This window comes from Roseomonas aerilata DSM 19363, assembly GCF_000711725.1.
GTDB lineage: Bacteria > Pseudomonadota > Alphaproteobacteria > Acetobacterales > Acetobacteraceae > Roseomonas > Roseomonas aerilata.
On sequence record NZ_JONP01000031.1, the window covers coordinates 1 to 15276 of the forward strand.

Sequence of the window (15276 nt, forward strand, 5' to 3'; positions counted from 1 at the left end):
GGGGCTGGTGGGCGCGGACGGCGCCACCCATGCCGGCGCCTACGACATCGCCTATCTCGGCTGCATCCCGAACATGACGCTCATGGCCGCCGCCGACGAGGTGGAGCTCACCCACATGGTGGCCACCGCCGCCGCCTATGACGCCGGGCCGATCGCGTTGCGCTACCCGCGCGGCGAGGGCACGGGGCTCGAGATCCCCGCCCGCGGCACCGTGCTGCCCATCGGCAAGGGTCGCGTGCTCCGCCAGGGCTCGACCATCGCCATCCTCTCCTACGGCACACGGCTGGCCGAGGCCCTTCGCGCCGCCGACGAGCTCGCCGCCCAGGGCCTCTCCTGCACCGTCGCCGACGCGCGCTTCGCCAAGCCGCTCGACACCGAGCTCCTCGAGCGCCTCGCCCGCAACCACGCCGTCCTGCTCACCGTCGAGGAGGGCTCGACGGGCGGCTTCGGCAGCCTCGTCGCCCACCACCTCGCCCATGCCGGGCTCCTCGACGGCGGACTGCGCTTCCGCCCGCTCACCCTGCCCGACACCTACATCGACCACGACGCCCCCAAAAAGCAGTACGACACCGCCGGCCTCAACGCCCCGCAAATCGCACAAGCCGCCAGAAACGCCCTCGAACAACTCAACACGCCAAAGCCCGCGCGGGCCTGAGGCAGGTCAGCCGCGCCCCAGCACCTCGCGGTTGACCACCGCGTCGGGGTCGGGGTTGCCGGCGAGGAAGTCGAGCACGTTGCCGGCGGCGTCCCAGGACATGCGGCGCAGCCCCTCGGCCGTGCTGGCCGCGACATGGGGCGTGACGACGAGGTTCTCGAGCGCGAGCAGCGGCACCGGCTCGCGCATGGGCTCCACCCGCAGCACGTCGAGGCCGGCGCCGCCGAGCTGGCCGGAGCGCAGCGCCGCCTCCAGCGCCGTCTCGTCCACCAGCGTGCCGCGGGCGGTGTTGATGAGGACGGCGCCAGGCTTCATCGCGGCCAGGAAGTCGGCATCCACCATGCCGCGCGTGGCGTCGCTCGCCGGCAGGTGCAGGGTGACGATATCGGCCTCGGCGAGGCCCGCGTCACGATCCTTCACCGCCTCGTAGCCGGCGCCGCGGATGGTGCCGGCGGGCATGAAGGGGTCGTGCACCGAAACGCGCATCCCGAAGGCCGCGCAGAGCCGCGCAACGCGCGTGCCGATGCGGCCGAAGCCGAGCACCAGCACGCGCCGCCCGCCCAGCTCGAAGGTCTCCGATTGGCCCTGAACGCGCCACTGGCCGCGCCGCACGGCCGCGTCCACGGGCAGCACGCGGCGGCCGACGGCGAGCATGAGCATCAGCGCGTGCTCGGCGACGGAGGCGGCGTTTGCCTCGGGCGTGATCATCACCGCGACGCCCGCGCGCGTCATGGCCGGCACGTCCACGAGATCGTAGCCGACGCCGTGGCGGCAGACCATGCGCAGCTGCGGCGCCATGGCGAGGAAGGCGCTGTCCACCGCCGTCCCGCGCACGATCGCGGCCTCGGCCCGGGCAAGGCGCGTGGCGAGGTCGGGGCCAGCCGGCGCGCCAGGGTGGTCGAGGGTGATGCCGGGGGCCTCGGCAAGGCGCCCGATCCCACCGGGATGGATGGGATCGACGACAACCACATGGGGCATTCGGGACGAACTCGGGATCAGGGTTGGGTGGACCAGGGCGAACGCTCGTAGAGGCGCCGCGCGGATTCGGCCTCCGCCATGACGGCGGCCTTGTAGGCGTCGCCGAGCAGGGGGCGGAGCGGCAGGTTGAGGCGCTCGGCCTCCCCCAGGAAAGCCGGGTCGGAGAGGACGGCGCGGAAGGCCTCGATCAGTCGCACCGCGATCTCCGGCGGCAGGCCGGGCGGGCCGACGAAGCCGCGGGCGGAGCCGCCGAGGACGTCGAGCCCCTGCTCGCGGAAGGTCGGCACCTCCGCCATGGCGGACCAGCGCTCCGTCGCCGCCTGACCGAGGCAGCGCGTCCGGCCCTCCCGGAGGAGCGTAATGCCTTCGCTCAGGTTATAGGAGGCAACGTCGAGCTGCCCGCCCAGCAGATCGCGGATCGCGATGGCCGTGCCGTTATAGGGAACGTGCAGCGCCTTCACCCCCGCGGCCGCCTCAAAGGCGAGCAGCAGCAGGTGGTCGTCGGAGGAGGTGCCGGCGGCGGTGCCGACCGAGACGGCCTCAGCACGCTTCGACGCGGCCTCGCGAAGGTCGGCGGCGCTGCGGAGCGGGGAATCGGTGCGGACCCAGAGCCCACCGGGGTCGTCGACCACATTGGCAAGGTAGGTGTAGTCCTCTGTCCTCCAACGCATCGGCCGTTCCAGCGCCTTGCTGATGAAGCCGAGGGTGGCGACGGCACCGAGCGTGTAGCCGTCCGGCCGGGCGGCGAAGATCGCCTCGTTGCCGATCTGCCCGCCGGCGCCCACGCGGTTGGTGACGACGAAGTTCACACTGGGGAGAACCGCCGGCAGGTGCCGCGTCAGCAGCCGCGCCATGAGGTCGATGCCGCCGGAGGGCGGGTAGGGAACGATCACCTCAATCGGCCGGCCGGCCGGCCAGGCGGCCTGGGCAAGGGCCGGGCGGGTGAGCGCGGCCGAGAGGGCGGCGCCGGTCAGGGCGCGACGGGTGGGCATGGGGCGGCTCCTCTGGCCTCTTGCGGGCCTGGATGCAGTTCTCCACTCCCGGCCCCCCTGCGGCAAGGTGCCCGGGCGATGTATGCTGGCGCGCGAGAGAGGGAGGCGATCCGTGACCGAGCCCAAGCCCGTGCAGAAGCCGGGCAAGCAGCGCGCCGACGCCGCCCTGGTGGAGCGCGGCCTGGCCGAGAGCCGCACCCGCGCGCAGGCGCTCATCCTCGCGGGCAAGGTCTTCAGCGGGGAGCGGCGGATCGAGAAGTCGGGGCAGGAACTGCGCGAGGACGAGGCGCTGGAGGTCCGCGGTCAGGACCACCCCTGGGTGAGCCGCGGCGGGCTGAAGCTGGCGCACGGGCTGGAGGCTTTCGGGCTCGACCCGAAGGGGCGCGTCTGCATCGATGTCGGCGCCTCAACGGGCGGCTTCACCCATGTGCTGCTGCACCACGGGGCGGCGAAGGTCTATGCGGTGGATGTCGGCCACGGCCAGCTCGCCTGGACGCTCCGCAACGATCCGCGCGTGGTGGTGATGGAGCGGGTGAACGCGCGCTACCTGGAGGCCGCGCAGATCCCCGAGCCGGTGGGGGCCATCGTCTGCGACGCCTCGTTCATCGGGCTCGCGACCGTGCTGCCCGCGGCACTCTCCCTGGCCGCGCCGCGGGCCTTCGCGGTCGCGCTCATCAAGCCGCAGTTCGAGGCCGGGCCGGGCATGGTGGGGAAGGGGGGCGTGGTGCGCGACCCGAACGTGCACCGCGCCGTCTGCGCGCGCGTGCGGGCCTGGTGGTCAGGCCTGCCGGGCTGGTCGGTGCTCGGGATTACGGAGAGCCCGATCACCGGGCCAGAGGGCAACAAGGAGTTCCTGATCGGGGCCCGGCGCGAGGGCTGAGCGCGGTGTCCTAGCGCGTGGCGGGCCGGGCCGTGTTGCCGCCGGCCGCGCGGGAGAGGTGGTCGGCCAGCATCCAGACCCGCTCCGGGTCCATCCGCACGTCGGGATCGTTGAGCAGCCGGTCCAGCTCGGCCTGGGCCTTCTCCATCTCCATCTCGGTCATTGGAACCCGCCTTCTTCTTAGTCGCTAGCCAGCGGGAAACGACAGCTTTTGCGCTAAGTTTCAAAAGATTACGTTGGCAGGAAAGATCAACCGGTGGAGGCGAGCGCCGCCACGAGGACAGGGTCGCGCGGCACCGGCTGGGCAGGGTTGCGGAAGCGCAGCTCCCCGCCCGGAACCGCGTCGGGCGGCGGCATCAGGAACATCTCCATGCGGGAGGCGCAGGAAACCGTGGAGATGCGCTTCGCCTCCGGCGTGGTGAGGAAGCGGCGGACCGCGCCCTCCAACTCCATCCGCTCGCGCAGGCCGCGCCACTCCTGCCGGCCGAGATCGTCGAGGAAGACGGCCATGATGCCCGGACGCTGCCCGCTGAGCCGCGTCGAAGCGGTGCAGAGCCGCCGGCAGACCGCCTGTGCCACATCGCTCGGCTGCCCTGCCCGCGCCGCGAGGACGAGGATGTTCCCGCCGCCCTGCGCCACCGCCAGATGTGCCTCGGGGCCGAAGAGGGCGCGCAAGGCGGAGGCGGGGACCGCGGCCTGGGCGCCGGCGAGGAGAAGCGGGTCGAGCTTCAGCATTGCGTCCGCGGCCGAATCCTGTCGGCGGCGGTCCCGCAGCATCTCCATAATGCGGCGCTGCAGGGCGTGGATGTCCAGCGCGTCGCGCTTCAGCCCCTCCGGCAGCGTCATCTTCAGCACGTAGCGGCCGGGATGGGCGGCAAGCCACGTCTGCAGGTCGGGGTTGATCCCGTCCACGAAGGCGCACCAGTCGTTGCGGAGAACCGGGCGGCCCTCCTCGGCCGAGACGGTCTCGCAAGCGATCTCTGCCTCCGCCCCGCCGCGCGAGATGACGAGGTCGTGGGGCGTGCCGTCCGCCAGCCCCGTGAATCGCACCTCGAAGCCGCGGGCCCGATGGAGCGCCGCCACCCGCAGGAGGTGGAAGAGGGGAATGAGGTTCGCCTCGCCCGTCAGCCCCTCGAGCACGAGGGCGCGAAGGCGCTTCTTCGGCTCCGGAGGCAGGGATTCTGCGAGCCGCACGGCCTCCCGCGCGTAGGAGAGGATCTGGCGCTCCGCAGGGCTGGCGCCCGCCACCGCCTCGGGGGAGAGAAGGCGCTGCAGGGTCAGTTCCAGCGCGTGACGTTCCTGCAAGGCGCGGGCGGCGAGGGAGGGGCAGGCCGCCCGCCGGCCGATCTCAGCAATGCGCGCTTCCCAGCGTTTGGCACCGGCCAGACCAAGGAAACCCGCAAGGACTTTCGGATCGGTCCGCTTGTCGGTGCTCTTTTGTGAATGCTGGTCGGGTATCGGCATGCGACGGCAACCCCGGTTTCACCGAGGGTAATACCCGAGTACGGAAGTCGGATAAAGGATCCCGTACTTCAGTTTCTCGGGAGGCGGGTGGTGGTGGGGGCGTCCGGCACCTGCGCCCGGTGCCGCAGCAGGGCATCGGCAAGCACGCAGGCCATCATCGCCTCGCCGACGGGGACGGCGCGGATACCGACGCAGGGATCGTGGCGGCCCTTGGTCACCAACTCCCGCTCCTGCCCGTGGCGATCCACGGTCCGGCGGGGGACGAGGATGGAGGAGGTCGGCTTCACGGCGAAACGGGCGACCACCGGCTGGCCCGTGGAGATGCCGCCGAGGACGCCGCCCGCGTGGTTGCCGAGGAAGTCCACGGTACCGTCAGCGGCCATGCGCATCTCGTCCGCATTGCCCTCCCCGGTCAGGGCGGCGGCGGCGAAGCCGTCCCCGATCTCGACGCCCTTCACGGCGTTGATCGACATGAACGCGGCCGCGATCTCGGCATCCAGCTTGCCGTAGATCGGGGCGCCGAGGCCGGGCGGGAGGCCCTCGGCGACCACCTCCACCACGGCGCCGACGCTCGATCCCGACTTGCGCAGGGCGAGAAGGCGTTCCTCCCACCGGGCGGCTGCCGCGCGGTCGGGGCAGAAGAAGCTGTTCTCGCGCACCGCGGTCCAGTCCCAGGCCGCACGATCCACGGGGTCGCCGCCCATGGCGACGAGGGCGCCGCGGATGGTGACGCCCGTGCCCAGCACCTTGCGCGCGACGGCGCCCGCCGCGACGCGCATTGCCGTCTCTCGCGCGGAGGAGCGCCCACCGCCGCGATAGTCCCGCACGCCGTATTTCAGGTGGTAGGCGAGGTCGGCGTGGCCTGGGCGGAAGCTGTCCGCGATCTCGCCGTAGTCGCGGGAGCGCTGGTCCGTGTTCTCGATGAGGAGGGAGATCGGCGTGCCGGTGGTCAGGCCCTCGAAGGTGCCGGAGAGGATGCGGACCCCGTCCGGCTCCTGCCGCTGGGTCACGAACTTCGACTGACCGGGGCGCCGCAGGTCCAGCCAGGGCTGGATGTCGGCCTCCGAGAGCGACAGGCCGGGCGGGCAGCCATCGACCACGCCCCCGATCGCCGGCCCGTGGCTCTCGCCCCAGGTGGTGACGCGGAACAGGTGGCCGAAGCTGTTGTGCGACACGGCCGGACGTCAGCCGCCGACGGTGGCGATGTCGGGCGCGTCCGGGTGCTTCATGCCGACGATGTGGTAGCCGCAGTCCACGTGGTGGACCTCTCCCGTGACGCCACCGGAGAGCGGCGAGAGGAGGTAGAGGCCGGCGCCGCCCACCTCGTCCAGCGTCACGTTGCGGCGCATGGGCGAGTTGTATTGGTTCCACTTCAAGATATAGCGGAAGTCGCCGATGCCGCTGGCGGCGAGCGTCTTGATGGGGCCGGCGGAGATGGCGTTCACGCGGATGCCGGCATCGCCGAGGTCCGCGGCCATGTAGCGCACGCTGGCCTCCAGCGCGGCCTTGGCGACGCCCATGACGTTGTAGTGCGGCGTCCAGCGCTCCGCGCCGAGGTAGGACAGGGTGAGGAGCGAGCCGCCCGGCTTCATCATCGCCACCGCCCGGCGCGAAACCGAGACGAAGGAGTAGCAGGAGATGTCGAGCGCCTGGAGGAAGGCCTCCTTCGGCGTGTCGAGATAGCGGCCGCGCAGGTACTGCTTGTCCGCGAAGCCGATGGCGTGGACGAGGAAGTCGATCCCCTCCCAGCGCTCCTGGACCTTGGCGAAGGCGGCGTCGATCGCGGCCTCGTCCGAGACGTCGCAGGGCACGAGCATGTCCGAGCCGATGCTGGCGGCCAGCGGACGCACCCGCTTCTCCAGCGCCTCGCCCTGATAGGTGAAGGCGACCTCCGCCCCTTGCGCGGCCAGGGCCTGGGCGATGGACCAGGCGATGGAGCGGTCGTTCGCGACTCCCATGACGATGCCGCGGCGGCCCTGCATGAGCGTCCCCGTCACGGGCAGCGTGGCGGCCTGCGCCACCGTCTCGGCATCGTTCATGGAGCGTCCTCCGGCGGGGGCGGGTCTGTTGCGACGGGCGGGGAGGGGTGGCACACCGCTCCCGACGGAACAAGGGGCCTGAACGCATGAGCCTGACAACCGAGCTCCCGCCCGGCGCTTCCCGCGAGCCGATCCCGGAGGACGCCGACCCCTACGCCCTCTTCGAGGCCTGGATGGCCGAGGCCGTGGCGGGGGAGCTGAACGATCCGAACGCCATGTGCCTCGCGACCGCGACCGCCGAGGGGCGGCCCTCCGCCCGAATGGTGCTGCTGAAGGGCCGGGACGAGCGGGGCTTCGTCTTCTACACGAACGAGATGAGCCGGAAGGGCGGCGAACTGCTCTCCAACCAGCACGCGGCGCTGCTCTTCCACTGGAAGTCCTCCCGCCGGCAGGTGCGCGTGGAGGGGAAAGTGGAGCGCGTCACGGCCGCGGAGTCGGACGCCTATTTCGCCTCGCGCTCCCGCGGCTCGCGCATCTCGGCCGTCTCCTCCGACCAGTCCAGGCCGCTGGCCTCCCGCGCAGCCTTCGAGGCGCGGGTGCGCGAGACGGAGGCGGCGAACCCGGGCGAGGAGGTGCCGCGCCCGCCGCACTGGGGCGGCTTCCGCGTGCTGCCCGAGCGCATCGAGTTCTGGCAGGACATGCCCTTTCGCATGCACGACCGTGTCCTCTTCGAGCGGGAGGGGCAGGGCTGGCGGGCCGGGCGGCTCTACCCCTGACCGGCGCCGCGCGGTGACCATCCCGGCCGCGCAGGCACCGGCCGCCTCGCTCCTTGCGCGGCTGACCGGGGCCGAGCGGCCGGTCGAGACGCATATCTCCGCCGTTTTCGTCGGGCGCGAGCGGGTGCTGAAGCTGCGCAAGGCGGTGAGCCTCGGCTTCCTCGACTTCTCCGAGCCCGCTGCGCGCCGACGCTTCGCGGAGCGGGAACTGGCCCTGAACGCGCCGGCCGCGCCCGACCTTTACCGCGCCGTGCATGGCATCCCCGCGGGTGCGGACCGGCTAATCGCGCCCGATGATCCCGCGGCGGTGGAATGGGCCGTGGAGATGGCGCCGGTGTCGGCGGACGCCTTCCTCGACGCCGTGGCCGCGCGCGGCGGGATCGACGAAGCGATGGCGGATGCGCTGGGAGACGCCGTCGTGGCGCTCCGCGGAACCTATCCGCCGGGCGACGCCGGGGATGTCGTGCGCGCCATGGACGCGGTGCTGCGCGGCAATGCGCGGGCCGCGCTCGCCTCCGGCCTCGACCCCTCGCGGGTGATCGCCTGGCGCCGCGCCGCCGGCCGGACGCTCAGAGCCGTGGCGCCGGTGCTGCGGGCGCGGGCGGCCGAGGGGCGGGTGCGCCGCTGCCACGGGGACCTGCATCTCGGCAATCTCGTCCTCTGGCAGGGGCGGCCCACGGCCTTCGACGCGCTTGAGTTCGACGAGGAGCTGGCGACGATCGACACCGGCTACGACCTGGCTTTCCTCATCGCAGACCTCCTGCGGCGCTGCGGGAGGCCGACCGCCTGCCGGGTGTTGGCGCGGGCGGTCGCTGTCCGGGACGATGCCGGACTGGTCGCGGGGCTGCCGCTCTGGCTCTCCACGCGCGCCATGATCCGGGCGCACTGCCTCGCCCGCATGGAGGGGCAGGGAGAGGGGGCGCATGCCTTCCTTGGCGACGCGGAGGCCTACCTACGGCCGCCGGCGCCGCAGCTGGTCGCGGTGGGCGGGCTGCCGGGCACGGGCAAGACCCGCCTCGGGCGGGCGCTGGCGCCGCGCTTCGGGGCCGCGCCGGGGGCGCTCCACCTCCGCACGGACGAGATCCGCAAGCGCCTGGCGGGCCTGCCGCCCGAGACGCATCTTCCGCCCGAGGCCTATACCGCCGCCGCGAGCGACGCCGTGCACGCCGCCCTCTTCAAGGAAGCGGGGGCGGCGCTGCGCGGCGGGCACTCGGTGATTGCTGACGCCGCCTTCCTCGACCCCGCGCGGCGGGAGGGAGTTGAGGCCGTGGCGCGGGAATGCGGCGTGCCTTTCGCCGGGTTCTGGCTGGAGGCACCCATCGAGGTGCTGCGCACGAGGGTGGATGCACGCCGGGGGGATGCCTCGGACGCGACGCGCGAGGTGCTGGACTACGCCGCGAGCCATCCCGTCGGCCGCATCGGCTGGGCGCGGCTCGACGCCTCGTCGGAACCGCTGCCGGCGGCTCTTGCGGCGCTTGGCCTGCCAATGTGCTAGATAGGTCCGCGCCCGGCCGGAATCGGCCGTGACGCGGCGGGAGGGGTGCAGCCGCACCCCGCCCGCGGACCTCGCCCAAGGACGACTACGGAGTCCCGCCGACATGGCCTACCGCCGTATCCTGCTGCCGCTGACCGGCACCTCCGCCGGCGAGGCGGCGTTGCACACCGCCCTTCTCACCGCGCGCATTTGGCATAGTCACGTGCACTGCATCCACGTGCGCGTGGATGCGCGCGACGTGGCGCCCCTGGCCGGCGAAGGCCTGTCGGGCGCGATGATCGAGGAGATGATGGCGGCGACGGAGAGGGAATCAGGTGACCGCGCGAGCCGCGTGCAGGCCCTCTTCGACCGCTTCGTCCAGGGAAGCGACGTGGTGGTGGCCACCAGCGCCGAGGCCGCGGAGAAGGCGGACAGCGCCACCATCTCCTTCGCCTCCGTCGCGGGGCGGGAGGAGGACCTGGTGGCCCAGCAGTCGCGCCTCTACGACATGGCGGTGGTGCCGCACCCTGACTCGGGGGAGGACGTCTCCTCCTCCGACGCGCTGCACGCCATCCTCTTCGACAGCGGCCGGCCCGTGCTGATCGCGCCGCGCGAGCCGCCGGCGGGGATCGGCACCCGGGTTTGCTGCGCCTGGAACGGCACGGCGGAAAGCTCCGCCGCCATCGCCGCCGCGCTGCCCTGGCTGCACCGCGCCGAGGCGGTGCGGATCCTCTACAGCAAGGACTACCAGCGCCGCGGACCGGACGTGAAGGGGATCCTCTCCTACCTCCACTGGCACAACATCCGGGCGGAGCCGGTGGAGTTCTCCCCTGTCACCCGCGAGGTGGGGGCGGGTCTTCTCGGTGCCGCGCGCGACTTCGGGGCGGACCTGCTCTGCATGGGCGCCTACAGCCATTCCCGCATCCGCCAGCTCATCCTCGGCGGGGTCACCCGGCACGTGCTGGAGAACGCCGACATGCCCGTGATGATGTGCCGCTGAGCGGCTCAGGGTTCAGCGGGCGGGGGCGCCCTCCGCCTCCTCCCGCCGCATCTCCAACTCCAGCCAGCGCTCCTCGGCCTCGGCCAGGGCCCGCTGGCGGGCGGTGAGCAATTCCGTCGCCTTGGCGAACCGGGCCGGGTCGCGCGCGTAGAGCTGCTGGTCCGCCAGGATGTCGTTCAGCTTCGCGATCTCCGCCGAGAGCTTCTCCATTTCCCCGGGCAAGGTCTTAAGCGCCTGGCGCTCGCCCATCGTGAGGCGCGGGCGCGCGGGTTCGGGTTTAGCCGCCGGCCGTGCTGCAGGCGTGGATTTCGGCGGTGGTGCGCCGGTGGCGGCAGCACGGGCCCGCACGCCGTGGCCGCGCTGCGCCACCATGTCCGAGTAGCCGCCCGCATAATCCGCCCAGCGGCCGTCGCCCTCGTAGGCGATCACGCTCGTCGCCACGCGGTCGAGGAAGTCGCGGTCGTGGCTCACCACCAGGACCGTGCCGGCGTAGTCCGCGATCATCTCCTGCAGCAGGTCCAGCGTCTCGAGGTCGAGGTCGTTGGTCGGCTCGTCGAGCACGAGCAGGTTGCTCGGCCGCGCCATGGCGCGCGCCAGCATGACCCGCGCACGCTCCCCGCCCGAGAGCACGCCGAGCGGCGTGCGCGCCTGCTCCGGGAGGAAGAGGAAGTCCTTCATGTAGCCGATGACGTGGCGTGGCGCGCCGCCGACATGGACCATGTCGCCCCGCCCCTCCGTGAGGGAGTCGGAGAGCGTCATGCTGTCGTCGAGGCTCGCGCGGCGCTGGTCGAGGGTCACCATCTCGATGCCCGTGCCAAGGCGGATCTCGCCGGAATCGGGCGGTAGCACGCCCGTCAGCATGTTCAGCAGCGTCGTCTTGCCCGCGCCGTTCGGGCCGACGATGCCGATGCGGTCTCCCCGCAGGATCCGGACGGAGACGTCCCGCACCACCGCGCGGCCGTCGTAGGATTTGGAGATGTGGTCGGCGACCACGACCTGGGTGCCGGAGCCGTCCGCCTCGGAGGAGGCGAGGCGCACCCCGCCCTGCGGCCCGCGGCGCTGGCGGTGCTTCTCCCGCAGGGACTGCAATTCGCCGACGCGGCGCATGTTGCGCTTGCGCCTGGCGGTCACGCCGTAGCGCAGCCAGTGCTCCTCCCGCACGATTTCGCGGGCGAGCTTGTGGGCGTCGCGCTCCTCCTCCTCCAGCACCTGGTCGCGCCAGGCCTCGAAGCCGGCGAAGCCCTGGTCCAGGCGGCGGGTGGTGCCGCGGTCGAGCCAGACCATGGCGCGGGAGAGGGATTCGAGAAACCGCCGGTCGTGGCTGATGATCACCATGGCCGAGCGCATGGCGGAGAGTTCCGATTCCAGCCACTCGATGGCCGGCAGGTCGAGGTGGTTGGTCGGCTCGTCCAGCAACAGGATGTCGGGCGAGGGGGCGAGCACGGCCGCCAGCGCCGCGCGTCGCGCCTCCCCGCCCGAGAGGCTGGCGGGCGCCTCCTCACCGGTCAGGCCCAGTTCCTCCAGCAGGTGGCGGGCGCGGTAAGGGTCGTCCCCGGGACCGAGGGCTGCCTCGACATAGGAGAGCGTGTTCGGGTGGCCGGAGAGGTCCGGCTCCTGCGGCAGGTAGCGGAGCGTGGTGCCGGGCTGCACGAAGCGGCTGCCGCCGTCGGGCGCCACGAGCCCGGCCGCGACCTTCAGCAGGGTGGACTTGCCGGAGCCGTTGCGGCCGACGAGCGCGAGCCGCTCGCCGGGTGCGACCGAGAGGGTGGCGTCGAGCAGCAGCGGGGTCGAGCCGAAGCCCTGCCGGATGCCCTGGAGGAGAAGGAGAGGGGGTGCCATCGCGGGCGGATATGGCACCTGCGGGGGCAGATGGCACGGGGTATATGAATCATGGGGAAACGAGCGGAATACCTGTCATCACGGAAGCGCGAGCGTTATACTGGGCGTTACGGGGGGCCTGACTGGACCCTCCGATAAGCGCTCCGTAACGTCACCCGTGCAGCATCGAGTTCATGCCGATCCATATTCAACGACGGGCCGCGATCGGCCTGCTCTCCGGTGGGGCGGCCGCGATGCTGCGGGGCGGAACGGCGGTGGCCGCCGCGGACACGGCCGCCTGGATGGATTTCAAGGCGCGTTTCCTGCTGTCCGACGGCCGGGTGGTGGACAACGGCAACGGCAACCAGTCGCACTCGGAGGGGCAGGGTTGGGGACTTTCCCTCGCCGAGCACCACGACGATCGTGCCGCCTTCGACCGCATGCTCCTCTGGACGCGCCGCAACCTGCGCCGGGAAACGGACAACCTGCACGCTTGGCGCTGGCGGCCGGACCGTCAGCCCGCCGTCGCGGACAGCAACAACGCGACGGATGGCGACCTCTTCATCGCTAGCGCGCTCCTGCGCGGCGGCCGGCGCTGGTCGGACCCGGCGCTGACGGAAGAGGGGACGGCGGTCGCGCGCGACGTGCTGCGGCTGCTCGTGCGCCGGGCGGGCGGGCGGCTCGTCCTGCTGCCGGGAGCGCAGGGTTTCGAGCACCGCACCCATGTCGTCGTGAATCCTTCCTACTACTCCTATCCGGCGATCGCGACGGTCGCCGAAGCAGTGCCCGATCCGGCCTGGCTGCGCGTCGCTTCAGATGGGCTGCGGCTGCTGCGTGTGGCGCGCTTCGGCCGGTGGGGACTCCCGCCCGACTGGATGGCCATTTCGCGGACGGACCGCAGCGTCTCTCCGGCGCAGGGCTGGCCCGCGCGCTTCTCCTACGACGCCGTGCGCGTGCCGCTCTGGCTGACATGGGCGGGGTTGGCTGACGAGGCCGCGGTGGAGGCGCCGCTCAACTTCTGGTCCGACACCAGCCATCGCCAGGTGCCCGCCTGGGCCGACCTGTCCACTGATTCAGTCGCGCCCTACGCGGCGGGGCAGGGGGTTCTGCTTATCGGCCGCTTCGCTGCCCGACAACGCGGTATCCTACAGGATCGTTTTGGATCCGACGCATCGCATGAGAAGCGTGATTATTATGATACAGCGCTGGTCCTTCTAGCGCGTATGGCGGCCGCTGAGCGCAGTCAGTCCCTCTAGACAAGGGACGAACCGATCAAAATTAAGATATGTGCGGGGTGCGAAGCGTGCTTCGCGGGCGTCAAGCTGACGGAGAGTGGTTCATGCCGCAGGATACGGATGTCGCTCGGATGGCGGCGGCCCTGCGGACGCCGTCGCTGAGGTACCGGAGCTTCGGGAACGAGCCCGTGCGGCACGTGCCGGCGCCGCCGCCTCCGGACGAGGAGCAGGCTTTCAGCATTCTTGGCGACGCGCTGGCAGGCGCGGAGGAGCTGCCGCCGGATGCCGTGCTCGGCGATCGGTCGGTCCCCAGCGACGGGGGCTACGCCCCCACCTATGCGGAGTTTGCCGGACGCACGGATCTGTCCCCTCCGCCCGCGCGTGACGCTTGCCAGCCGCCGCGCCGCGAAGCGCCGGCGGCGGGGCATTTGGCCCAGGCGGTTCCGGGCGAGGAGGCACTGGTGCAGCGCTCGCCGGCGCCCGAATCCCGCTCTCAACCGGTTCGCGACACTGCCTGGGATCGTCCTCTGCCTGCCGCCGTCCGGCAGCCGGTCGCAGCGCATTCCTTCGCTCAGCCCCGCGCCGTTTCAGGGCCGCCGGTGAATGCCGCGAGGTGGCCCGCGATGGGGCCGGCCGCACCGCCGGTGCCTTCACCAGCCAGCGCGCCGCCAGTGCAAGCCGCGGCCGCGGCGCGCCACGACGCGCAGGGCGCGTCGCTGCTTCAGATGCTGCTCGGTACGCCGCCGGTGGCCGCCCCGCCCCGACCGGTGGCGGGCGCCACGGCGGTAGTGGTCGCCGCCCCGGCGTCGTCCAAGGTCGACGCGGCACCCGCTCCGCTCGGCGCATCGCCGGCCTGGCCGTCCTTCCGTTACGGCTCGGGCACCGGCTCCTCGCTGCTCGACACGCTGTTCGGCGCCGACAGTCCTACTGCCGGCATCCATTACCCGCTGCTGGACGCGCTCGGCGCCGCCATGCAGGGGAGCCCTGTCGATCCCTCCCCGCGGCACTGGCCGGCCGCGCGCGTCGATGTCGCGTTGCCCGAACTCCTGCGGCGCGTGGCCGCGGGTGTCCGCGTCGCCCGCAACGCCGCCTGAGTTCAGGAGCAAGACCGTGCCGCTGATCTGCTTCGCTTCGCCCAAGGGTGGGGTCGGTAAGACCACGCTCACCGCGAACCTTGCCGACGCGCTGCATCGCCTGGGGCACCGGGTACTCGCGGTTGACCTCGATTCGCAGAACGCGCTCCGCCTGCATTTCGGCGTCTCGCTGAGCGACCGGTCAGGCTTCGTCGCGGGCCTTGCGCAGGGCGGATCCGCCTGGCGCTCGCAACTGAGGCAGACGCCGTCCGGCGTGCTTCTTCTCCCGCACGGGGCGATGGACCTGCGCGGCGCGCTGGACCTCGCGGTCGCGCTCGACCGAGAGCCCGACCTTCTCGGCAACCCGATGCGCGAGATGCTGGCCGATCCCGATCTCGTCGTGGTCGCCGATCTGCCGCCCGGCCCCTCGCAGGCGCTCGCGTTGCTCGCGCCGATGGCGACGATGGTGGTTGGCGTGCTGCAGGCCGAGGCGATCAGCGCCGCCCTGGTGCCGGAGATCGAGAGCGGCCGTTTCCTCGGCACCGGGACCATGGCGGCGCTGCTGGCCGGCCGCCTGCGCGTGGTGCTGAACGGGGTGGACCTCGCCTCGCGCCTCTCGCGCGCCTCCGCGGAGGCCGTGGCGCGCCATCTAGGCTATCGGATGCTCGGCGCGATGAGCCGCGAGGAGACGGTGGCCGAGAGCCTTGCCTGCCAGCGGCTGCTGCTGGACCACGCGCCGGAGAGCCGGGCCGCGTCGGACCTGAAGGAGATCGCCCGGCTGGTCGCTGCCGCGCTGCCGGCGCCAGTGCCAGCCCCGCACGCCGCTGCCCCGGCGCCGGCGACGCTCGCGCCCGGCGAGGCCACAGCGATGCCGGCCGTCGCGCCCTCGCCCCAGCTCCCGGCCGTCGAGGTCAGCCCGTGAGGGCTTTGGGTCGCCTGGTCGGCGGGAATG

General features: G+C 72.3%; 15 protein-coding genes. 8 read left to right on the plus strand and 7 right to left on the minus strand.

Features of this window, described 5'->3' with window-relative positions; all coding sequences use genetic code 11:
* Positions 1 to 655 (plus strand): transketolase C-terminal domain-containing protein (locus BO39_RS23365; RefSeq protein ID WP_043838124.1); only part of this gene is annotated, 655 nt, incomplete at its 5' end.
* Positions 656 to 661: 6 nt separating this feature from the next.
* On the opposite strand, the gene BO39_RS23370 is transcribed toward BO39_RS23365, so the two are convergent.
* Both BO39_RS23370 and BO39_RS23375 read right to left on the minus strand, forming a co-directional pair.
* Positions 662 to 1633, minus strand: coding sequence for a hydroxyacid dehydrogenase (locus BO39_RS23370; RefSeq protein WP_043838126.1), 972 nt, complete (start codon positions 1631 to 1633; stop codon positions 662 to 664).
* Positions 1634 to 1650: 17 nt separating this feature from the next.
* A complete protein-coding gene (locus tag BO39_RS23375; RefSeq protein WP_043838128.1) occupies positions 1651 to 2625 on the minus strand; it encodes a Bug family tripartite tricarboxylate transporter substrate binding protein in 975 nt (324 codons plus the stop codon).
* 112 nt (positions 2626 to 2737) lie between these two features.
* On the opposite strand from BO39_RS23375, the gene BO39_RS23380 reads away from it, so the two are divergent.
* A complete protein-coding gene (locus BO39_RS23380) occupies positions 2738 to 3505 on the plus strand; it encodes a TlyA family RNA methyltransferase (protein ID WP_245615357.1) in 768 nt (255 codons plus the stop codon).
* Positions 3506 to 3515: 10 nt separating this feature from the next.
* Here BO39_RS23380 and BO39_RS23385 read toward each other — a convergent pair whose 3' ends face one another.
* The 4 genes from BO39_RS23385 to fabI form a co-directional block, all read right to left on the minus strand.
* A complete protein-coding gene (locus BO39_RS23385; RefSeq protein WP_043838130.1) occupies positions 3516 to 3668 on the minus strand; it encodes a hypothetical protein in 153 nt (50 codons plus the stop codon).
* An 86-nt stretch (positions 3669 to 3754) separates the two neighbouring features.
* Positions 3755 to 4969, minus strand: a complete 1215-nt coding sequence (locus tag BO39_RS23390) for a hypothetical protein (RefSeq protein ID WP_052402516.1) — start codon at positions 4967 to 4969, stop codon at positions 3755 to 3757.
* Positions 4970 to 5037: 68 nt separating this feature from the next.
* A complete protein-coding gene (aroC, locus tag BO39_RS23395; RefSeq protein WP_043838133.1) occupies positions 5038 to 6144 on the minus strand; it encodes a chorismate synthase in 1107 nt (368 codons plus the stop codon).
* 9 nt (positions 6145 to 6153) lie between these two features.
* A complete protein-coding gene (gene fabI / locus BO39_RS23400; protein WP_043838136.1) occupies positions 6154 to 7008 on the minus strand; it encodes an enoyl-ACP reductase FabI in 855 nt (284 codons plus the stop codon).
* 86 nt (positions 7009 to 7094) lie between these two features.
* Here fabI and pdxH point away from each other — a divergent pair, with 86 nt between their 5' ends.
* The 3 genes from pdxH (at position 7095) to BO39_RS23415 (ending at position 10198) form a co-directional block, all read left to right on the plus strand.
* On the plus strand, positions 7095 to 7724 hold the full coding sequence (gene pdxH / locus BO39_RS23405; protein ID WP_052402517.1) for a pyridoxamine 5'-phosphate oxidase: 630 nt from the start codon (positions 7095 to 7097) through the stop codon (positions 7722 to 7724).
* A gap of 13 nt (positions 7725 to 7737) precedes the next feature.
* A complete protein-coding gene (locus BO39_RS23410) occupies positions 7738 to 9219 on the plus strand; it encodes a bifunctional aminoglycoside phosphotransferase/ATP-binding protein (protein WP_043838138.1) in 1482 nt (493 codons plus the stop codon).
* A 103-nt stretch (positions 9220 to 9322) separates the two neighbouring features.
* On the plus strand, positions 9323 to 10198 hold the full coding sequence (locus tag BO39_RS23415) for a universal stress protein (protein ID WP_043838140.1): 876 nt from the start codon (positions 9323 to 9325) through the stop codon (positions 10196 to 10198).
* A 12-nt stretch (positions 10199 to 10210) separates the two neighbouring features.
* Here the strand turns inward: BO39_RS23415 and BO39_RS23420 are convergent, their stop codons facing one another.
* Positions 10211 to 12037, minus strand: a complete 1827-nt coding sequence (locus tag BO39_RS23420; protein WP_043838184.1) for an ABC-F family ATP-binding cassette domain-containing protein — start codon at positions 12035 to 12037, stop codon at positions 10211 to 10213.
* A 173-nt stretch (positions 12038 to 12210) separates the two neighbouring features.
* Between BO39_RS23420 and BO39_RS23425 the strand changes: the two genes are divergently transcribed.
* The 3 genes from BO39_RS23425 (at position 12211) to BO39_RS23435 (ending at position 15246) form a co-directional block, all read left to right on the plus strand.
* Positions 12211 to 13272, plus strand: coding sequence for a family 8 glycosyl hydrolase (locus BO39_RS23425; protein WP_052402518.1), 1062 nt, complete (start codon positions 12211 to 12213; stop codon positions 13270 to 13272).
* Positions 13273 to 13355: 83 nt separating this feature from the next.
* The gene (locus BO39_RS23430; protein WP_156963849.1) at positions 13356 to 14345 is read left to right on the plus strand and encodes a hypothetical protein; all 990 of its coding nucleotides are present in this window, start codon (positions 13356 to 13358) and stop codon (positions 14343 to 14345) included.
* 16 nt (positions 14346 to 14361) lie between these two features.
* Positions 14362 to 15246 carry a cellulose synthase operon protein YhjQ/BcsQ gene (locus tag BO39_RS23435; RefSeq protein WP_084698421.1) on the plus strand — a complete coding sequence of 295 codons (885 nt, stop codon included), beginning with the start codon at positions 14362 to 14364 and terminating at the stop codon, positions 15244 to 15246.
* Positions 15247 to 15276 lie beyond the last annotated feature (30 nt).